The organism is Duganella phyllosphaerae (genome assembly GCF_001758785.1).
Classification (GTDB): Bacteria; Pseudomonadota; Gammaproteobacteria; order Burkholderiales; family Burkholderiaceae_D; genus Rugamonas; species Rugamonas phyllosphaerae.
Genome location: NZ_LROM01000148.1, coordinates 1 through 19,858 on the forward strand (window position 1 = coordinate 1; position 19,858 = coordinate 19,858).

General features: G+C 67.0%; 16 protein-coding genes. 13 read left to right on the forward strand and 3 right to left on the reverse strand.

Features of this window, described 5'->3' with window-relative positions; translation table 11 throughout:
* From DUPY_RS28095 to DUPY_RS24910, 13 genes are all read left to right on the forward strand, one after another.
* A partial coding sequence (locus DUPY_RS28095; protein WP_070251834.1) for a tetratricopeptide repeat protein occupies nt 1–1,678 on the forward strand: 1,678 nt, incomplete at its 5' end.
* Nucleotides 1,679–1,685: 7 nt separating this feature from the next.
* Complete coding sequence (locus tag DUPY_RS24855) at nt 1,686–3,398, forward strand: GspE/PulE family protein (RefSeq protein WP_070251835.1); 1,713 nt, start codon at nt 1,686–1,688, stop codon at nt 3,396–3,398.
* Nucleotides 3,398–4,600: a type II secretion system F family protein gene (locus DUPY_RS24860; protein WP_070251836.1), complete on the forward strand. Its 1,203-nt coding sequence runs from the start codon at nt 3,398–3,400 to the stop codon at nt 4,598–4,600. The genes DUPY_RS24855 and DUPY_RS24860 overlap by 1 nt, the downstream gene beginning before the upstream one ends.
* A 7-nt stretch (nt 4,601–4,607) precedes the next feature.
* On the forward strand, nt 4,608–6,194 hold the full coding sequence (locus tag DUPY_RS24865) for a hypothetical protein (RefSeq protein WP_070251837.1): 1,587 nt from the start codon (nt 4,608–4,610) through the stop codon (nt 6,192–6,194).
* Nucleotides 6,191–6,931, forward strand: coding sequence for a hypothetical protein (locus tag DUPY_RS24870; protein WP_071651703.1), 741 nt, complete (start codon nt 6,191–6,193; stop codon nt 6,929–6,931). Before DUPY_RS24865 ends, DUPY_RS24870 begins: the two co-directional genes overlap by 4 nt.
* Nucleotides 6,928–7,662 carry a hypothetical protein gene (locus DUPY_RS24875; protein ID WP_070251839.1) on the forward strand — a complete coding sequence of 245 codons (735 nt, stop codon included), beginning with the start codon at nt 6,928–6,930 and terminating at the stop codon, nt 7,660–7,662. The genes DUPY_RS24870 and DUPY_RS24875 overlap by 4 nt, the downstream gene beginning before the upstream one ends.
* A 101-nt stretch (nt 7,663–7,763) precedes the next feature.
* Nucleotides 7,764–8,498: a hypothetical protein gene (locus DUPY_RS24880; RefSeq protein WP_070251840.1), complete on the forward strand. Its 735-nt coding sequence runs from the start codon at nt 7,764–7,766 to the stop codon at nt 8,496–8,498.
* A 5-nt stretch (nt 8,499–8,503) separates the two neighbouring features.
* Entirely contained in the window at nt 8,504–9,226 is a 723-nt protein-coding gene (locus tag DUPY_RS24885) for a prepilin-type N-terminal cleavage/methylation domain-containing protein (protein WP_070251853.1), read from the forward strand.
* The gene (locus tag DUPY_RS24890) at nt 9,223–9,996 is read left to right on the forward strand and encodes an ABC transporter permease (RefSeq protein ID WP_229255499.1); all 774 of its coding nucleotides are present in this window, start codon (nt 9,223–9,225) and stop codon (nt 9,994–9,996) included. Before DUPY_RS24885 ends, DUPY_RS24890 begins: the two co-directional genes overlap by 4 nt.
* A complete protein-coding gene (locus tag DUPY_RS24895) occupies nt 9,996–10,724 on the forward strand; it encodes a hypothetical protein (protein ID WP_070251841.1) in 729 nt (242 codons plus the stop codon). The genes DUPY_RS24890 and DUPY_RS24895 overlap by 1 nt, the downstream gene beginning before the upstream one ends.
* Before the next feature lie 46 nt (nt 10,725–10,770).
* A complete protein-coding gene (locus tag DUPY_RS24900) occupies nt 10,771–11,349 on the forward strand; it encodes a prepilin-type N-terminal cleavage/methylation domain-containing protein (protein WP_070251842.1) in 579 nt (192 codons plus the stop codon).
* A 9-nt stretch (nt 11,350–11,358) separates the two neighbouring features.
* A complete protein-coding gene (locus DUPY_RS24905; RefSeq protein ID WP_070251843.1) occupies nt 11,359–15,930 on the forward strand; it encodes a PAS domain-containing protein in 4,572 nt (1,523 codons plus the stop codon).
* Nucleotides 15,927–16,844: a diguanylate cyclase domain-containing protein gene (locus DUPY_RS24910; protein ID WP_070251844.1), complete on the forward strand. Its 918-nt coding sequence runs from the start codon at nt 15,927–15,929 to the stop codon at nt 16,842–16,844. The genes DUPY_RS24905 and DUPY_RS24910 overlap by 4 nt, the downstream gene beginning before the upstream one ends.
* Before the next feature lie 140 nt (nt 16,845–16,984).
* On the opposite strand, the gene DUPY_RS24915 is transcribed toward DUPY_RS24910, so the two are convergent.
* From DUPY_RS24915 to DUPY_RS24925, 3 genes are read right to left on the reverse strand one after another with little or no spacing between them, the layout of a single operon-like run.
* Nucleotides 16,985–18,118, reverse strand: a complete 1,134-nt coding sequence (locus DUPY_RS24915) for an acyl-CoA dehydrogenase family protein (RefSeq protein WP_070251845.1) — start codon at nt 18,116–18,118, stop codon at nt 16,985–16,987.
* A gap of 9 nt (nt 18,119–18,127) precedes the next feature.
* Entirely contained in the window at nt 18,128–19,318 is a 1,191-nt protein-coding gene (locus DUPY_RS24920) for an acyl-CoA dehydrogenase family protein (RefSeq protein WP_070251846.1), read from the reverse strand.
* A 14-nt stretch (nt 19,319–19,332) separates the two neighbouring features.
* Nucleotides 19,333–19,782, reverse strand: a complete 450-nt coding sequence (locus tag DUPY_RS24925; RefSeq protein ID WP_070251847.1) for a winged helix-turn-helix transcriptional regulator — start codon at nt 19,780–19,782, stop codon at nt 19,333–19,335.
* Nucleotides 19,783–19,858: the final 76 nt, after the last annotated feature.

The window sequence follows — 19,858 nt, forward strand, 5'->3', positions numbered from 1 at the left end:
CGCCCCTGCCGCAGCGGCTGGCGCGGCGTCGGCCCGGCGCGAGCTCAGCCTGGACTTCGAACCGTCGTTCAGCCTGGAGCAGCCCTCGCCCACCGGCGCTGCCGCCGCCAGCGACACGCTGCGCCCGATGCCGGACCCGGTACCGCCGAACGCGCCGCAGCATGAATCGAGCCTGTCTTTCGACCTGGCGTCCGATCCGGCCGCGCCGCCTGCGCGCGGGACGTCGGCATCTGCCGCAGCCAGCGCTGGTCCAGGCGACCACGCTTCACTTGGCGCAGACAGTGGCGACCTCGATGCCGCCGGCCTGTCGCGTGCCGGGACTGCGCCAGCTTATCGCCCGGGTTCCGGGACCGAAACCGTGACCGGAACCGGGACCGGGACCGGATACAGCGCATCGTCCGCCGGGTTCGATCCGGTCACCGGTGCGCCGCTTCGTACCAGCGCGACAGCCGCCGCCGGCGCAGCTGCCGCCAGCGCCGAAGCGGCCCGGCCGCGCGCCACGCCACGCGCCAGCAACGGCAATGGCAATGGCAACCACAACGGCAATGGCAACAACGGCAGCAGCAAGGACGCCACACCACGCGCCCGCGTCCGCGCGGCAGCCGCCGCCAGCGCCGAGCCGCCAGGCATGGACCCGGAACGCCTGCGCCTGATCGGCCTGCTGTTGGTCCTGGCGCTGATCATCCTCGGCTTCGGTTACTACTACTGGCAGGCCGTGATGGCGCCGGGCGCGGGCTCGCGCCTGCCACCGGTCGCCATGCCGCCAGCGGGCGCCACCGGCGCTACCGGCCCTGGCGCGGTGCAATTCGTCGGACCAGCCGGCAGCAGCGATACATCAGTCCTCGGCAATGGTGTCGATCCGTCGGGCGGCGATCCGTCGGGCGGCGATCCGTCGGTGGCCGGCATGCTGGCGCCGTCGCCGATGGGCGGCATGGGCCGCGCCGCCCGCGCCGACCTCGAACGCCGCCTGGAACGCACCGAGCAGGAACTGGCCGCCGCCCAGCAGGCGATCCAGGCGCAGGCGAATACGCCGCGCCAGGAGCGCCTGCCGCCCGTGGCCGCACCCGACAACACCGATATCCGCGTGGCGCGCAGCGTGCAGCCGGCGCGCATCGCCCCGGCGCTGACCAACGCTTACGAGGCGCTGGGTACGGGCGACCTGGCCAACGCCCAGCAACAATACCAGGCCGCGCTGCGCCAGGATCCCAACAGCCGCGACGCCCTGCTGGGCCTGGCCACGGTCGCCGCGCGCCAGAACCAGGGTGCGCAAGCCTCGAGCTACTACCTGCGCCTGCTCGAACTCGATCCCAACGACGCCACCGCCGTGGCCGGCCTGGTGGGCATGAGCGGCGGCGACATCGGCCAGAACGAGCGGCGCCTGAAAGCGATTTTGACCGGCAATCCCGAGGCCGGCCCGGTGCTGTTCGCCCTGGGCAACCTGTACGCCCAGCAAAGTCGCTGGCCCGAAGCGCAGCAGACGTATTTCCGCGCCTACTCGGCCGCGCCCGACAATGCCGACTACGCCTACAACCTGGCCATCGGCCTCGACCGCCTGAACCAGGGCAAGCTGGCGCTGACGTATTACCAGCGCGCACTGGCGCTGGGTCAGGACAAGCCGGCCGGTTTCGACCGCACCGCGCTGCGCCAGCGCATGCACGAGTTGAGCGGGGCGCACTAGGAGTTCCATGGCAGAACAAGCAAAACTTCCGCTCGGCAAACTGCTGATCCAGAAAGGCGTGATCAGCGAAGACCAGTTGCGCATCGCGCTGATCGAGCAAAAGCGCAGCAACGAGCCGCTCGGCAAACTGCTGATCACGCTCGGCTTCGTCACCGAAGCGACGGTGCGCATGGCGCTGTCGGAAAACCTCAACCAGCAAAGCGCCGACCTGACCAGCCTGGTGGTGGACGCCATCGCGTTAAAGCTGATTCCGAAGGAAGTGGCCAAGCGCTACCGGGTGTTCCCGATCGTCTACGAGCGGCAGACGGACAACCTGATCCTGGCCATGTCCGACACCAGCAACATCGTCGCACTCGACCAGATCAGCGCCATGCTGGTCAAGGGCATCACGATCACGCCGCTGCTGGTCAACGAATCGGACATCTCGCGCGCGATCGACCAGTATTACGGTTTCGAGCTGTCGATCGACGGCATCCTGCACGAGATCGAAACCGGTGAAGTGAACTACGCCAGCATGGGTTCCACGTCCGACGAATACAGCCAGCCGATGGTGCGCCTGATCGACGCGATCCTGGCCGACGCCGTGCAGAACAGCGCGTCGGATTTGCACTTCGAGCCGGAGCAGTCGTTCCTGCGCATCCGCTACCGTATCGACGGCATCCTGCGCCAGATCCGCAGCCTGCACAAATCGTACTGGCCAGCCATGGCCGTGCGGCTTAAGGTGATGTCGAACATGAACATCGCCGAAACGCGCGCGCCGCAGGACGGCCGCATCTCGATCAAGTTTTCGGGCCGGCAGATCGATTTCCGCGCCTCGGCCCAGCCGACCACGCACGGCGAAAACTTTGTCTTGCGCGTACTCGACCGCCAGAAAGGCATCGTGCCGCTGGACGGCCTGGGCCTCGGCGAAGCGGAACTGAGCCTGCTGAAGCTGATGATCGCCCGGCCCGACGGCGTGATCCTGGTGACCGGCCCCACCGGCTCGGGCAAGACCACCACGCTGTACTCGATCCTCAACCACATCAACACCGAGAGCGTCAACATCATGACGCTGGAAGACCCGGTCGAGTACCCGATGAACATGATCCGCCAGACGTCGGTGAACGAATCGGCCAAGATGGGTTTTGCCGAAGGCATCCGCTCGATGATGCGGCAAGACCCGGACATCATCCTGGTCGGCGAGATCCGCGACCAGGAAACCGCCGAGATGGCGTTTGCCGCCGCCATGACCGGCCACCAGGTGTATTCCACGCTGCACACCAACTCGGCCATCGGCGCGATTCCACGACTGCTCGACATCGGCGTGCTGCCCGACATCATGTCCGGCAACATCATCGGCATCATCGCCCAGCGCCTGGTGCGCAAGCTGTGCCCGCATTGCCGCGAGGCGCACACAGCCGACGACGTCGAGCGCCAGCTGCTCGGCCTGGCCGACGACGCGCCGCCGCAAACGCTGTACCGCGCGGTCGGCTGCGAGCGCTGCGCGCACCAGGGCTACAAGGGAAGGATCGCCATCATCGAACTGCTGAAAATGACGCCGGCGTTGGATGAACTGGTGGCGCGGCGCGTGTCGTCGCGCGAGCTGAAGACGGCGGCAGCGGCCGGCGGCTTCCACAGCCTGATCGACGACGGCGTGCGCCGCGTACTCGAAGGCGTGACCACGCTCGAGGAAGTGGGCCGCGTGGTCGATCTGACCGAGCGCCTGGGGAGGCTGCACTGATGCCCCAGTATATTTACCGTGCCATGAACACCTCCGGCCAGATCCAGCCCGGCAATATGGATGCATCGAACGAGCCGGACCTGGAACTGCGCCTGCACCGCATGGGCCTGGACCTGATCGACTGCCGCGTGTCGCGCGCGCGCGTGATGGCGCTCAAACGCGTGATCACGCGGCGCGACCTGATCAACTTCTGCTTCCACATGGAGCAGCTGACCGGCGCCGGCGTGCCGATCCTCGAAGGCTTGAACGACCTGCGCGAGAGCATCGATCATCCGCGCTTTCGCGAGATGATCACGGGCCTGATCGAGAATATCGAAGGCGGCCTGCAACTGTCGGCCGCCATGGCCGCGTACCCGGAGGTGTTCGACCACACGTTTACCAGCCTGGTGATGGCGGGCGAGCAAAGCGGCAAGCTGACCGAGGTGTTCAAGAACCTGTCGGAAAGCCTGAAGTGGCAGGACGAGCTGGCGTCGCAGACAAAAAAGATCGTGATGTACCCGGCGGCCGTCGGCCTGTTCGTCACCGGCGTGACGTTCTTCCTGATGATCTACCTGGTGCCGCAGCTGACCAGCTTTGTCAAAAACATGGGCAACACCCTGCCGCTGCACACCAAGGCGCTGATCTGGGTGTCCGGCATCTTCATCGATTACTGGTACGTCATCGTGGCGCTGCCGGTCGTCGCTTATGTCGGCCTGCGCGCATGGCTCGGCCACAGCGAGCAGGCGCGCTTTGTCGCCGATGGTTTCAAGTTGCGGGTGTGGCTGATCGGCCCGGTGCTGCACAAGATCATGCTGGCGCGCTTTGCCACGTTCTTTGCGATGATGTACGCGTCGGGCATTTCGATCCTCGAATGCCTGCGGCTGTCGGAGGGCATCGTCGGCAACCGCGTGGTGGCCGCCGGCCTGCGCCGCGCCGGCCAGCTGATTTCCGAGGGCCAGGGCATCACGGCCGCGTTCCAGCATACCGGCATCTTTCCGCCGCTGGTGATCCGCATGCTCAAGGTGGGCGAGACCACCGGCGCGCTCGACGGCGCGCTGCGCAACGTCGCCTACTTCTACAACCGCGAAGTGAAGGAAATGATCGAGAAGGTGCAATCGATGATAGAGCCGGCCATGACCGTGATCCTGGGCCTGATGGTGGGCTGGATCATGTTGTCCGTGATGGGCCCGATATACGACACGATCAGCAAGATCCAGACCTGAGGCTCCCGTGCTGAACCGACATGTACTCTATCTGAGCAACGATACCCTCACCGCCTGGCGCTGGGAGCGCGGCCGCCTGTTGGGCGGCGCTAGCTTTACCAACGACAGCGCCGGCATGGATGACCTGCTCGATCACCTCGATCACCAGCGCCAGGTGCCGGTGCTGCTGCTGACCGACCTGATCGAAGAAGATTTTCAACGCGTGCACCTGCCGCACGTGAGCGGGCGCGCGGGCGTCAAACTCACGCAGCGCCGTCTGCTGCAACAATACCGCGAAACGCCGTTCCGCCACCACGAGGTGCAGGGCCGCGAGCCGGACGGCCGCCGCGACGACATCGTGCTGCTCTCCGCGCTGACCAATCCGGCCATCGTGCTGCCATGGGTGGAGGCGCTCGAACAAGAACGCATTCCACTCGCTGGCCTGTACTCGACCACCTTGCTGAGCGAGCACCTGGTCAACAAGCTCGGCTTGCTCGACGAGCACCTGTTACTAGTGACCCAGCAATCGGCGGGCTGGCGCCAGAGCTATTTCCAGCGCGGCCAGCTGAAATTCTCGCGCCTGACGCCGGCCATCGACCGCGATGGCGACGCCGTCAACGTCGGCGCCGAGGCCGCCAAGACCCAGCAGTTTTTGACCAGCGTACGGCTGCTGGCGCGTGGCAGCGTGCTCGAAACAGTGATCATCGCGCCGGCCGGCCAGTTGCCGGCCCTGGAAATGCAATGCGCGGACGGTCCTGAAACCGCGTTCCGCTTCCTGCCGCTGGCGCAGGTGACTGACCGGCTGGGGGTGAGCGCGGCCGTTGGCGACGCTGCCGGCGCGCTGGCCGACACCATGCTGCTGGCCCTGCTGGCCACTACTCAGCCGGCCAGTCACTACACGCTGGGGCCGCTGCGCCGCTACTTCCAGCTGTGGCGCGCGCGCCGCAACCTGTACCTCGCGGCCGGCGCCGTGGCCGGCATCGCCGCGTGCGCGGTGGGCCTCAACCTGTGGCAGGCGTGGGACGCGCGCGCCGACAGCGAGCGCCTGGCGCAGGAAGCGCGCCAGTTCGACCGCCGCTACAACGAGGTAATGGCCGCCATGCCGGCGCGCGTGACGTCCACCGCCAATATGCGCGCGGCAGTCAATGTCGAGCGCATGCTGGTCGTGCAGGGACCATCGCCGTGGCAGATGGTGTCCATGGTAAGCGCGGCACTGGAGCAGTCGCCGCAAATCCGCCTGCTGCAACTGGGCTGGAAGGTCGATCTGCCGGGCCAGCCGCCAGCAGGCGCACCGGTGCTGGCCAACGGCAGTGCTGGTGGCACTGGTACGGCAGCGGCCACGTCGATGTCGTCGCTGCTGGCCGGCATCCCGGCGCGGCCACCGCAATCGCTCTCGATCGAGGCGGAAATTTTGTCGCCCGAAGATGATTACCGCAATGCCGTCAACACCATGAACCAATTCGCCCGACAGCTGGCGGCCAACCCGCGCCTGCTGGTGCAGGTGGACAAGCCACCACTCGACACCCGGCCCACCGTGCGCCTTGACGGCAAGGCTGGCACGACAGCGGCGCCTACCCGCGCCAGATTTACCCTGAACCTGGTATGGAAGCCATGAATCCCAATCCTGCCGCCCTGTCCCCAAAAAAGCCTGCGAACACCATCGCCCTGCCGTACTGGATCACCGAGTTCGCCCAGATCCGCACCGCCGGGCTGGCCGCGCTGGCGGCCGTCATCATCGGCGCCACGCTGGTGGCGGTCACTGCCGCCCAGCGCCACGACGCCGACGCCGACCTGCAACACGCCACCCGCCTGCGCGACACAGCCCACTCGCGCTATGCCCACGTCGACAGCGAAAAACGCGACATCCGCAATTTCCAGCGACGCTACCTGGAACTGCGCCAGCGCGGGCTGATCGGCGAGGAGCGGCGCCTGGAATGGGTCGACGCGATCCGCCAGGTGCAGGAGGAACTGCAATTGCCGCCGCTGAGCTACCAGATCGAACCGCAGCAACCGGTGCGGCTGGAAGCGGCGATGGACCTGGGCGACTACCAGCTGCGCGGCAGCCGCATGCGCCTGCACATGGAACTGCTGCACGAGATGGACTTGTTCGACTTCCTCGGCGGGCTGCATGGCCGCGGCTTTTTCGCCGCGCAGGATTGTTCGCTCAAGCGGCTGGCGGCAGTTGGCGGTGGCCAGGCCAACCCGGCCGGTGCAGGTGGCGCAAGCGGCGCTGGTGCTGCGGGCGGCAACCTGGGCGTCGATTGCACGCTCAACTGGATCACCATGGCGCCCAACGCCGGCGCCATCACCTCCGCACCATCGGTGGCGCTGGCGACCGGGAGGCGGCCATGAAACGGCTACTGCTGTCGCTGCCGCTGCTCGCCTTGTGCGCGGCGCACGCCCAGCCGCAGCTGGGCCGACTGTTCAATACACCGCAAGAACGCCAGGCCATCGACGCCAGCCGCAACCGGCCGGCCGGCGCCGGGGCCGGGATCGGCTTCCCGCAGACCACGCCGGGTAGCGCTGGCGCACTGGCGCCGGCCATGTCGCCGGCCGAGGCGCAAAGAGCTGGTGCAATGCAGCCAAGCACGATGCCGGCCATGCCCGCAGGGATGCAAGCGGCGATGCCAGCCGCGCAGGCGATGCCGCAGGGAACTCGCCCCGGGTTCGCGCCCGACGTCGTGCCCGCGTTGCCACCCAATCTGCCGCCCGGCATGCAAGCCGAGGTGATGGCCATGGCGCGCACCAGCCGCGAACTTGCGCCTACCTCGCAACCGCAGCAGCAGCAGCAGCAGCCGATCCCAACGCAAATGCCGATGCCGATGCCCGGTTCGGCGCCGGCAGCGGCAGCGACAACCGAGACCGTCCCCGAACAGCTGACCATGAACGGCGTCCTGCGCAGCAGCAATGGCCGCAGCACGATCTGGCTCAACAACGTGCCGCAGCGCGGCGCCGCCAACAAGTTCAGCAACCGCGACAGCAAGGCCGTCGCCGTCACCCTGCCGTCGGGCCGGCGCATCGTGCTGCAACCGGGCCAGCGCTACGACCTGGCCGACGGCCGCGTGAAAGACGTCAGCCAATGACGCCACCCCAGCCATCCCGGCCATCCCGGCCAGCGCCATGCTGCCTGCCCCGCGCACGGCAGCCGTTGACAGTGCACCAGCGGCCAGCGGCACGGCGTCAGATGACGGTGAGCCCGGCGCCGCTGGCACACCAGCGCGGCGCGGCTCTGCTGCTGTTGCTGCTGGTGCTGGGCCTCGGCGCGTCGTCGTTCCTGATCAGCATGTTCAGCCAGCCCAAGGGCGACCTGCATCGCCAGGCGCTCACGCGCGCTGCGCTGGCCGATGCGCGCGAAGCACTGCTCGGCTACGCGGTGCTGCACCGCCGGCTGCCGCGGCCGGCGCAGTCGGCGCTGGACGGGCGAGAACGTGGCCAGCCATGCACCGACGATGCCGCCTGCACCGGCTGGCTGCCGTGGACCACGCTGGGCCTCACGCCCGGCGATGGCTGGAACAAGCTGCTGCGTTACAGCGTCTCGCCCGAGTTCACCGATAACAAGCTCGCGCGCGCGCCCGAGGCCACCAAGACCCTGCTCGACCGCAGCGGCGACGGCGGCATCTTCTACCGCGTGGGCTCGGCCAACTGCGTGGTGGACGACCGCTGCGCGGCAGCCGTGATCCTGTCCAGCGGTCGCCACCTGGGCACCAGCCTGGCCGGCATCGAACAGGCCGGCGTGGTCACCGACAACCTCGACGAACAGGCCAATGCCGAAGCCGTACGCGACTTCATGGCGCGCGCCGCCACCGACGATGTGCGCAGCGCCGGCGGCAGCTTCAGCAACGAACTCGGCTGGGTGCCGCTGCGCCTAATTCGCGAGCGCCTGCGCGCCACCGCCCCCGTCAAAAAAACACTGCAATAATGCCCATGCCATTCCACTCCCGATTAAGCCAGCAGCGCCGCCAGTCCGGCTTCACCATCGTCGAAATCGCCATCGTGCTGCTGGTGGTCGGCCTGCTGATCGGCGGACTGGTGGCACCGCTGTCGTCGCAGCTCGAGCAGCGCCGCGTGGCCGATACCCGGCGCGTGATGGAAGACGCGCGCGAAGCGCTGTTCGGCTTTGCGCTGCGCAACGGCTACCTGCCATGTCCCGCCATCTCCGCCATCGATGGCCGCGAAGACCGTGCCGGCAGCCTTTGCAACAAACGCTATGGCTACCTGCCGTGGGCCACGCTGGGCGTGTCGCGCCTGGACGGCTGGGGCCGGGTACTGGCCTATTCCGTCACGCCCTCGTTTGCCGACAGCGTCAGCTTTTTCACCTTGAGCTCGCCGCGCGACATCACGGTGGCCACGCGCGGCATGGACGGCCAGATCATCCCGGCCTCCGACGCCAACGACATCCCGGCCGTGATCGTGTCGTTCGGCCGCAACGGCTACGGCGCCACCAGCGACCAGAACACCCGGCTGCTCGACGCCGGGCTGGGCAATATCGACGAGAAAACCAACCTCGGCGGTGAAGGCGTGGCGTTCGTCACGCGCCCGGCCAGTACCGATCCGCGCGCGCCCGGCGGCGAATACGACGACGTGGTGCTGTGGCTCTCGCCCAACATCCTGTTCAATCGCATGGTCGCGGCGCAAAAGCTGCCATGATGCATTTATCGATGGCGTCGACGATCGCCCGCTACACCCTGCTCGAAGCGCTGCGCAACCGCCTGCTGTGGCTGTTGATTGTGGCCGCCCTCGGCGCCGTGGGCCTGGCCGGCTTTTTGCAGGAACTGGCGCTGACCGAAAGCCATCAATTGCAGGCGGCCCTGCTGGGCGCCGTGCTGCGGCTGGCCAGCGTGTTCCTGGTCGCCACCTTCGTCATCACCAGCATGGTGCGCGAAGCCAACGACAAGGGGCTCGAATTGCTGCTGGCCCTGCCGATGCCGCGCGCCGTGTACCTGGCCGGCAAGCTGGCCGGCTTTGGCGCCCTGGCCGTGTTGCCGGCGCTGCTGTTCGGCGCCCTGGCGCTGGCCCTGGCGCCGCCGGACCAGGCCGCCTTATGGGCGTTCTCGCTGCTGTGCGAGTGCTGGATCGTGGCCGCCTTCAGCCTGCTGTGCGTGCTGACCTTGCAGCAAGTGCTGCCGGCGCTGGCGGCAGCCACGGCGTTCTACCTGGTGGCGCGCGCCATCGGCGCGCTGCAACTGATGAAGCAGTCCGGCGCTGCTGCCGACAACCTGGGCCAGCAGGTGCTGGGCGGCGGCCTCGATTTGCTGGCCCTGCTGCTGCCGCACCTGGACCAGTTCACCCGCAGCGACTGGCTGGTGTACCACGGCGGCAGCGGCGCCGAGCTGCTGGCGATCGCGGTCCAGACCGCGCTGTACGTGGCGCTGATGGCCGGCGCCGGCTTGTTCGACCTCTACCGCAAGCAGATCTGATGACTGCCGTCCAGAAACCGGTCAAGGCGGTGCCGCGCGGCGTGTGGCTGATGCTGGTGCTGGCCCTGCTGTTGCAGGTGGCTTGGCAGGCCAGCCGTCCCTCTGAAAAAGCCCGGGCGCAGGCACTGCCGCCGGCGCCATCAAGGCAGGCCTTGCAACTGGCGGCGCTGGGCGAGCCGGTGGCGCTGGCGCGGCTGACCATGCTGTACGTGCAGGGGTTCGACGAGCAGGCGGGCGTGAGCGTGTCCTGGCGCGAACTCGACTATCCCACCGTGATCGGCTGGCTGCAACGCGTGCTCGAGCTCGACCCGCGCGGCCAGTCGCCGCTGCTCGCTGCCAGCCAGGTGTACGGCGCCGTCGGCGACCCCGTGCGCACGCGGCTGATGCTCGATTTTGTCCACGCCCGCTTTGCCGAAGACCCCGACCGGCGCTGGCCGTGGCTGGCCCACGCCGCGCTGGTGGCAAAACACCGGTTGCACGACCTGCCGCTGGCGCGCGCGTACGCGCACGACATCCGCCTGCACGCCACCGGCGCCAGGGTGCCGGCCTGGGCGCGGCAGCTGGAAATTTTCATCCTCGAAGACATGAACGAGCTCGATGGCGCACGGGCGCTGGTTGGCGGCCTGCTCGACAGCGGTCAGGTCACCGATCCGCGTGAGCTGAAATTCCTGTCCGAACGCCTGCAACAACTGACTCAGCAGCAACAGAACCATTCCACCGGGCGCTAGCGCTGCGGTAATATAGAGTGCGATTGATTTACTGAAAGGAACCACCATGCGCGCGCCCCGTCACTCCCTTCCAACTTCGCGGCAAGCCGGCTTCACGCTGGTGGAAATCGCCATCGTGCTGGTCATCATCGGCCTGCTGCTCGGCGGCGTGCTCAAGGGGCAGAGCCTGATCGACAGCGCCCGGGTCAAAAATATCATCCAGCAATCGACGTCGCTGACGTCGGCAGTCAACGCCTACCAGGACAAGTTCCGCGCCCTGCCCGGCGACGACGTGCAGGGCACCACCCACGCGCCGGGCGCCACCGGCAATGGCAATGGCGACGGCCAGATCGCCGAATACCTGCTGGCGCCGCAACACCTGGCGCTGGCCGGCTTCATCACCGGGTCGTTCAACGGCACTACCGACTTCATGACCAGCGCCCAGGGCGGCGCGGTGTACATCTACAACGACGCCGTCGGTGGACGCGGCGGCAACGGCGTGCGCCTCGACAACCTGCCGGACAGCTTCGCCGAACAGATCGACAGCAAGCTCGACGACGGCAAGTTCGACACCGGCTCGGTGCGCGCCACCGCTCCCTATACCAATAACGGCAGCGTGATCCAGCGCACCGCCGTCTTCTTCTAGCGCCAGCCAGTGCCGGAAAACTCCCGCCTGCCGTCGATCCGCGCGCAGATCGCCCTGCTGGTCCTGGCCTGCGCGCTGCCGACCACGATCGGCTTCGGCGCGGTGGTGCAACAGTTCTACAGCCGCGAGCGCGACACCCTGATGGAAGACACGCGCAAGGCCGCGCGCATGGTGGCTGCCGCCATCGACCGCGACCTGGTGCAAAGCCAGGGCGCGGCCCAGGCGCTGGCGATCTCTCCCAGCATCCGCAGCGACGACATGGCGACGTTGCGCCTGCAGGCCGGCGGCCTGCTGGGGCCGCATTTCCCGGCGTCGCAATTTTTGCTCAGCGACAGCACCGGCCAGGTCACCATGCACGTCGGCGCGCCGCTGCCAGACACCTTCAATTCGATCAACAACGCCAGCCGCCTGGCGCCGCTGTATCACACGGCGCGGGCGCAACTGTCGGTCGTGTACGTGGCTGGCAGCGCGCTGCTGGCGGTCGATGTGCCGGTGTTCGTGGACAACCAGGTGGTATATGCGCTGACCGCCCTGCTCAAGCCGGACCAGCTCGACAAGATCCTACGCGACGAGCGCATCAAGCCGCACCAGATCATGGCCCTGTATGACGGCGAAGGCCGGCTGGTGGCGCAGGCGGGCGGGCCGCGCCAGTTGCTGGGGCAAATGGCCGACGCGGCCCTGCGCGCACGCTTCCAGCAAACCCCGGACGCCCTGTTTGCCACCACCGACACCGAAGGCAATGCCATCTACCGCGGCTACAGCCGCTCACCGGTGAGCGGCGCCACCGTGGTCATGTCCACGCCGCAGGCCAAGGCGCTGGAAGAGCTGCTGCGCGCGGTCACCAATATCTCGCTGACCATGGGCCTGGTGCTGCTGGCCGGCTTTTCGCTGGCATGGCTGGTAGGCGGGCGCATTGCACGCTCGGTACGGGCCCTGGTGGGACCGGCCGAGGCGCTGGCCGCCGGCCGCCCGTTCACGCTCGAACCGATGGCCTTCCGCGAGGCCGGTGCCGTGGCGCAAGCATTCAACGCGCTGGAAATCGATCTGAAAGCGCACCGCCACGGCCTGGAACAACTGGTCAGCGAACGCACCGAGCAACTGGAGCGCTCGCGCAGCCAGCTCGAAACCCTGTACGCGACCGCGCCGGTGGGCCTCAGCTATGTCGATAACGAGCTGCGGGTGATCCGCGTCAACGATTTCCTGGCGCGGCTGACCGGTGAGCCGGTCGTCGCCCATATCGGCCGCCACATCGGCGACATGATCCACGATCCGGCCCTGCGCCGCAGCATCCTGGCCGATTACCGCACCGTGCTCGACACCGGGCGGGCGCTGGTCGGCGCCGAGCGCTCGGGCACCGCCGGCGCCGGCTCCGATCCGCGTACCGGGCCGGTGCAGCACTGGGTAGCCAGCTATTACCCGCAATTCGGCGCGGGCGGGCTGGTGACGGCAATCACCGGGCTGCTGCTCGACGTCACCGACCAGAAACGCATCGCCGCCGAATTGCAGCGCTCGCGCCAGTTGTTGAGCTCGGTGGTGGAAAACATGCCGGCCATGATCTTCCTCAAGCGCGCCTCGGACCTGCGCTACGAGATGGTCAACCGCTACGGCGCGGTGCTGTCCGGGCGCACCAGCGGCGAAGAGTTCGTGGGCAGGACCGACCTCGACTTCTATCCGCCCGAGCTGGCCGCGCTGTACAACCAGGCCGACCGCGCGGTGCTGGCCTCCAATGCCAACGAAATTACCGAAATCGCCGAGGAACCGATCGTCAACGCCGGCGGCGTCACCCGTTACCTCACCACGCGCAAGGTCGCGCTGCGCAACGAGCATGGCGTGGCCACGCACGTGCTGGGACTGGCGATGGATATCACCGAGCGCAAGCAGGTCAAGGAAACCCTGCGCGCCACCGTCGAACAACTGGGCAAGAGCGAGCACTTCCTGCGCACCCTCACCGACAGCCTGCCCGGCATGGTGGCCTACTGGGACGCCGGCCTGCGCTGCCGCTTCGCCAACCGCTCCTTCCTCGACTGGTACGGCATGGACGAGGCGCAGATGCTGGGCGCCTTCATGCCCGACGTCATAAGCGCGCCGGAATACGCCAGCAACGCGCGGTACGTCAAGGGCGCGCTGGACGGCGAGCCGCAGGGCTTTGCCGGCGAACTGCGCTGGCCATCGGGCAAGGTCAGCTACACCTGGGTCAACTATATCCCCGACGTGGGCGAGTTCGGCGAGGTGCGCGGCTTCCTGGTGCTGGCGTCGGACGTGACCGCCTTGAAGGAAACCGAGCTGCACCTGCAGGAAGTCAATGACGAACTGGTGCTGGCGCGCGACCGCGCCGAGGCCGCCAGCCGCGCGAAAAGCGAGTTCCTGGCCAATATGAGCCACGAAATCCGCACGCCAATGAACGCCATCATCGGCCTGGCCCGGCTGTTGCAGGAAGCGCAGCTGGCGCAGCGCGAGCGCGGCTACCTCGACAAGATCCAGGTCGCCACCCAGTCCCTGCTGGGGCTGGTAAACGACGTGCTGGAACTGTCGCGCGTGGAAGCGGGCCAGTTGCAGCTCGAACATGCGCCGTTCCAGCTGCGCCACATCCTCGACAGCATCAGCGTGCTGATCAGCGGCAGCGCCGCCGACAAGGGCATCGAACTGGTGTACGACATCGACCCGCACGTGCCCAACGAGCTGGCCGGCGACCCGATGCGCCTGCAGCAGGTGCTGCTGAACCTGCTCAGCAACGCCATCAAGTTTACCGCCGCCGGCGAGGTGGTGCTGTCGGTACGGGCCAGCATCGGCGGCGCTGCCCCAGCTGAAGCGGACCTGCCGGCCAACTGCGCCATCCTGGTGGAGTTTTCGGTGCGCGATACCGGCATCGGCATTCCGGCCGAACAGCAGGAGCACATCTTCGACGCCTTCTCCCAGGCCGACAGCAGCACCAGCCGCAGGTTCGGCGGCGTGGGCCTGGGCCTGGCGATCTGCCGCCAGCTGGCCGACATGATGGGCGGCGCTGTCGCTGTGCGCAGCGAACCGGGCCAGGGCGCCGAGTTCCTGTTCACCTGCCCGCTCGAATGCACGGCGCCGCCGCGTGCGCCCGAGGTGCCGGCCGCCGTCGAGGGCCTGGCCGTGCTGGTGGCCGACGACAACCCCGGCGTGCGCCGCGCGCTGGCCGCCGCCTGCGCCTGGCTGGGCTGGCAGGCCGACGGCGCCGCCGACGCCGCCGACGCCAGCGCCATGCTGGCCCAGGGCCGCGAGGATGGCCATCCATACGAATTGCTGCTGCTCGACCGCGACCTGCCGGGCCTCGACGCCGGCTTGCCGGCGACGCTGGCAAGCGCATTGCGGCCAGGAACCATCCTGCCCCCCATACTGCTGATGGTGTCCGAACACGAAGCGGCTACGGTGTTGCAGAACATGGAAGGCAGCGGCGTGGCCGGCGTGCTGTCCAAGCCGGTCAGTCCGCAGCGCCTGCTGGAACGGGTGCGCGGGCTGCTGGCCGGCGACCACGGCGACGGCGCCACCGCCACCGCGCCGCCGTCGCCGCTGCACGGGCGGCTGGCCGGCTTGCGCATCCTGCTGGTGGAAGACAACGAGATCAACCAGGAAGTGGCGCAATACATCCTGCTGCACGCCGGCGCCAGCGTTTCCATGGTGAGCAACGGCCAACTGGCGCTGGACCAGCTGCTGGGCGGCGCGGACCGCTACGACGTGGTGCTGATGGACGTGCAAATGCCGGTCATGAACGGCTACGACGCCACCACCGCGCTGCGCGCCGCCGGCCTGACGCTGCCGGTGATCGCCATGACCGCCAACGTCATGGAAGAAGACCGCCAGCGCGCTGCCGAGGCCGGCATGGACGCCCACGTCGCCAAACCGGTCGACGTCGAAATCCTGATTGCCATGTTGCGCAACCTGGCGCCGCACGCGTTGGCGCCATCGGCGCCCGCCGCCAGCACGCCGCTGCCAGTGCCGGCACAGGCCACTTACACGCTGCCAACCGACCTGCCGGGCATCGATCTCGACACCGCGCTCGCGCGCATGGGCGGCAACTACGATGCGCTGGCCGGGCTGCTCAAGCGCTTCGAGCGCGCCCATGGCGACACGGTGCTGGAAGTGCGCGCGGCAATCGGCGCCGGCGAGCGCCAGCCGGCCGCGCAGGCGCTGCACAAGTTGCGCGGTGTGGCCGCCAACTTGGGCGCCACCGAGGTGGCGCGCCTGGCCGCCGTTGCCGAGATCGCCTTGCAGCAAGACCACCCCGAGATTGCGCTGCACACCGCGCTCGACCAGCTGGCGCTGGCGCTGGACGCAGTGGTGGCCGGAGCCCGCAGTCTGAACATAGACGAAAGAAACGTTCCCAGTGACAACATCAACCAGGATGAATTGCTACAAAAGCTGGCGGTGCTGCAAAGTTTGCTTCAGAATAACAACTTGAAGGCCTTGGACTACTTCAAGGAATTAAAGCCGGCCCTCGCCGGCGTGGAACCTGCAGCACGTCTGGCCGAGGCTGTCGACAGCCTGGACTTCGACGCCGCCGCCCGGATCATGGACGAGGTGACACAAGCAATGAAGCAGCGAAAGGATAGTGCATGAGCTGGACCAACCTGGCCCGGAATGGACGGATACTGGTGGTCGACGACGCCATGGAAAACGTTCAGATCCTGCACCAAGCGCTGCGCGACGAGCACGAGGTGCTGTTCGCGCTGTCCGGCGACAAAGCGATCGAGGTGGCGCTCGCGCAGCAGCCCGACCTGATCCTGCTCGACGCCGTCATGCCCGGCATGGATGGTTACGCCGTGTGCGCTGCGCTGGACGCGTCGCCGCGGCTGCAGGACATTCCGGTGATTTTCGTCACCGCACTGAGCCAGCCGGAAGACGAAACCCGGGCGCTGGAAGCGGGAGCGGTCGACTTCATCAGCAAGCCGTTCAACGTGGCCGTGGTACGGGCGCGGGTACGCAGCCAGCTCACCATCAAGCGCCAGGCCGACGCCATGCGCGAGCTGAGCATGACCGACGGGTTGACCGGCGTGGCCAACCGCCGCCATTTCAACGACCGCCTGGAATCGGAATGGCGCCGCTGCGCGCGCGCCAACCTGCCGCTGTCGCTGATCATGATCGACATCGACCATTTCAAGTTGTACAACGACCACTACGGCCACCAGGCCGGCGATTTGTGCCTGCAGCAGATCAGCGCCGCCATGAAACGCTGCGCCGCCCGCCCGCAGGATTTACTGGCCCGCTACGGCGGCGAAGAATTCATCCTGCTGCTGCCGCAGGAAGGCCCGGAAGGCGCCGAAGTGGTGGCGCAGCGCATCCAGGAAGAAGTGCGCAAGCTGGCGGTCCTCCACGCAGCCTCGCCGACCGCTGCCACGGTCACCATCAGCATGGGCCTGGCAACCGCCATGCCGCCGCTGGACCGCCAGGACGCCAACGCCCTGATCCGCAACGCCGACGCCCACCTCTACCAGGCCAAACAAACCGGCCGCAACCGCTACCACCGCGACTAACCCTCGGGGTCAGGAACCCTCGGGGTCAGAGTAACCCTCGGGGTCAGTGCCGACATTCGGACATTTTTGAACTTAATCGCGCGGTGGCGGTCAGTTCGTAATGACGGGTTCGTGTCCAAATGTCGGCACTGACCCCGAAGTTAGGGTTGGAACAATTTTTGGGCGGTGTAGCGTTCGAGGTGGTGGTCGATGTCGCCCAGGGTGCGTTCGATCATCGCCAGGCGCTTGAAGTGGTGCGAGGCGGGCAGTTCGTCGGTGACGCCCATGCCGCCGTGCAGTTGCACCGCTTCCTGGCCGATGAACCTGGCCGCCTGCCCTACCCTGACCTTGGCTGCCGACATGATGCGGCGCCGCTCGCCAGGATCGCCGCAGGACATGCGCGCGGCAGCCAGCATCGCCATCGACCGTGCCTGCTCGAGGTGGATGTACATGTCGGCCAAGCGGTGCTGCAAGGCCTGGAAGCTGCCGATCGGCACGCCGAACTGCTGGCGCGTCTTGACGTAGTCCAGTGTGCTGGAAAACAGCGCATCCATCACGCCCAGCGCTTCACTGCACAGCAAGGTCACACCATAGTCGGCTGCTTCATCGAGCATGTCGCACCCTGCGCCCAGCCGTCCCAGCAGTGCCGACGCCGGCACCGCCACGTGGCTGAACTGCACCGTGGCGGCCCGGCGACCGTCGAGGGTGCGGTAGTCGCGGATGGTCAGCCCCGGCGTATCGGTGGGCACCACGAACAGGCTGATGCCGTTGACATCGCGCTGGCCGCCGGCGCTGCGGGCCGAGACCACCAGGGCGTCGGCCTGGGCGCCGTGCAGCACCACGGTCTTGGTGCCGTCGATGCGATAACCCTCGCCGTTCACGGCCGCCAGGGTCTTGATGTCGGCCAGGTCATAGCGCGAGTGCTTCTCGCCCAGCGCGCACGCCAGCTTGGCGCGGCCTTCGGCCACGTCTTGCAACAGGTGGTACTGGTTGCCCGCCAGCTTGAGAAAATAGGCGCCCCAGGCGGTGGCGAAGTACGGTTCGACCACCAGCCCGCGCCCGAACTCCTGCATCACCACCAGCATGTCGATGGCGTCGCCGTCGAAGCCGCCCTGGCCCGACGGCACCGGCAGCGCGGTCATGCCCAGTTCGGTCAATGCCTGCCAGGCCGCACCGGAGACACCGGTGCTGGAGTGGACGATGCGCTGGCGCGTCTCGAACGTGTAATCCTTGTCGATCCAGCGCCGCAGGGCGTCGCCGTATTGCTGCTGTTCCTGGGTAAAATTAAAGTCCATGCCGTTTCCTCACAGTCCCAGGATCATCTGGGCGATGATGTTTTTCTGGATTTCGTTGCTGCCGCCGTAGATCGATGTCTTGCGCATATTCAGGTAGTTGGCGGCCAGCGGCGCGCCGGCGTCGTCACCGGTCACCGCGTGCTCACTGTCACCGTCCAGGTAGGCAAGGTCGAACGGCAGCGCATTCGGGCCCAGCACTTCGATCATCAGCTCGGTGATCCACTGCTGGATTTCCGTGCCGCGTATCTTGAGCAGCGATGCCTCCGGCCCAGGCGAGTGGGCGTTCCTGGTAATTACGCGCAGCACCGTGGTTTCCAGCGCCATCAGCTCGATTTCCACGTTGGCCACCTTGGTGGCAAACAGCGGATCCTGCAACAACGGCTTGCCATGTTTGCTGTGCTCGTTAGCCAGTTTTTTCAGAAAGGCCAGCTCGCGCTTGGACCGGCCCACGCCGGCAATGCCGGTGCGCTCGTGGCCCAGCAGGTACTTGGCATAGGTCCAGCCCTTGTTTTCCTGGCCCACCAGGTTGATCGCCGGCACCCGCACATTTTCGAAAAACACTTCGTTGACTTCGTGCTCTTCATCGAGCGTGAGAATCGGTCGCACGGTGATGCCGGGCGAGGTCATGTCGATCAGCAGGAACGAAATGCCTTCCTGCTTGCGCACGTCGGGATCGGTGCGCACCAGGCAGAACATCATGTCGGCGTGCTGTGCCAGCGTAGTCCAGGTTTTCTGGCCATTGACGATATACACGTCGTTGACGCGCACGGCGCGGGTTTTCAGTGACGCCAGGTCGGAGCCGGCGCCGGGCTCGGAATATCCCTGGCACCACCAGTCTTCGCAATTGAGGATGCGCGGCAAGTAATGGGCTTTTTGGGCAGCGCTGCCAAATGCCATGATCACCGGCGCGACCATGTTGACGCCGAACGGCAGGATTTGCGGGGTGCCGGCGCGGCCGCACTCCTCTTCCCAGATATGGCGCTGGGTAGGCGTCCAGCCCGGCCCGCCGTGCTCAACCGGCCAGCCCGGTGCCGACCAGCCCTGGCGCGCGGCAATCTGGTGCCAGCGTACGTAGTCGTTGCGCGTCAGGCGCACGTGGTTGCGCACCTTTTTTTGCAGGTCGGGCGGCAAGTTGGCGGCGAGAAAGGCGCGCACCTTGTCGCGGAACGCCAGGTCCGCTGCCGTGTAGCTCAAATCCATGCTGTCTCCATCGTTTAATTTGGCAATTTCTTCACGAATGTATGGTGTGACTGTACCACCTGCCCCGTCGCATCGCACGGCAACATGTGCGCCAAGGGCTGCCCGGTAGCCGCCGTGAGCAATTGCGAATGCGCTTCCCCCGGCCCAAACAACTGCTGCTCGCCCCACTGGCGCAAGGCCACCACGAGCGGAAACAGGCGCTCGCCTTTAGGCGTGAGCACATATTCCTGGTACGACGTGCCGTCCGAGGCCGGTTGCACTGCCAGCACGCCGGCTGCCACCAGCGTCGCCAGCCGGTCCGACAGGATGTTGCGCGCGACGCCAAGATTGCGCTGGAAGTCGCTGAAGCGACGGATGCCGTCGAACGCATCGCGCACCAGCAGCAGCGACCAGCGGTCGCCCACCAGGTCCAGCGCCCGCGCCACCGGGCAGGCATCGTCCTGCATCGATTTTCGTTTGGCCATGGCCTCCTCCAGATACTTGGTTGCATTTTAAAACTGAGATACTTACAATACAACCAGTTTTGATTTGAAACCAGAT

Coding starts and splice junctions, on each gene's coding strand:
- DUPY_RS24870 (WP_071651703.1), top strand. CDS start 6,191: ATGAATCCCAATCCTGCCGCCCTGTCCCCAAAAAAGCCTGCGAACACC.
- DUPY_RS24875 (WP_070251839.1), top strand. CDS start 6,928: ATGAAACGGCTACTGCTGTCGCTGCCGCTGCTCGCCTTGTGCGCGGCG.
- DUPY_RS24890 (WP_229255499.1), top strand. CDS start 9,223: ATGATGCATTTATCGATGGCGTCGACGATCGCCCGCTACACCCTGCTC.
- DUPY_RS24860 (WP_070251836.1), top strand. CDS start 3,398: ATGCCCCAGTATATTTACCGTGCCATGAACACCTCCGGCCAGATCCAG.
- DUPY_RS24900 (WP_070251842.1), top strand. CDS start 10,771: ATGCGCGCGCCCCGTCACTCCCTTCCAACTTCGCGGCAAGCCGGCTTC.
- DUPY_RS24885 (WP_070251853.1), top strand. CDS start 8,504: ATGCCATTCCACTCCCGATTAAGCCAGCAGCGCCGCCAGTCCGGCTTC.
- DUPY_RS24910 (WP_070251844.1), top strand. CDS start 15,927: ATGAGCTGGACCAACCTGGCCCGGAATGGACGGATACTGGTGGTCGAC.
- DUPY_RS24920 (WP_070251846.1), bottom strand. CDS start 19,318: ATGGATTTGAGCTACACGGCAGCGGACCTGGCGTTCCGCGACAAGGTG.
- DUPY_RS24880 (WP_070251840.1), top strand. CDS start 7,764: ATGACGGTGAGCCCGGCGCCGCTGGCACACCAGCGCGGCGCGGCTCTG.
- DUPY_RS24895 (WP_070251841.1), top strand. CDS start 9,996: ATGACTGCCGTCCAGAAACCGGTCAAGGCGGTGCCGCGCGGCGTGTGG.
- DUPY_RS24925 (WP_070251847.1), bottom strand. CDS start 19,782: ATGGCCAAACGAAAATCGATGCAGGACGATGCCTGCCCGGTGGCGCGG.
- DUPY_RS24855 (WP_070251835.1), top strand. CDS start 1,686: ATGGCAGAACAAGCAAAACTTCCGCTCGGCAAACTGCTGATCCAGAAA.
- DUPY_RS24915 (WP_070251845.1), bottom strand. CDS start 18,118: ATGGACTTTAATTTTACCCAGGAACAGCAGCAATACGGCGACGCCCTG.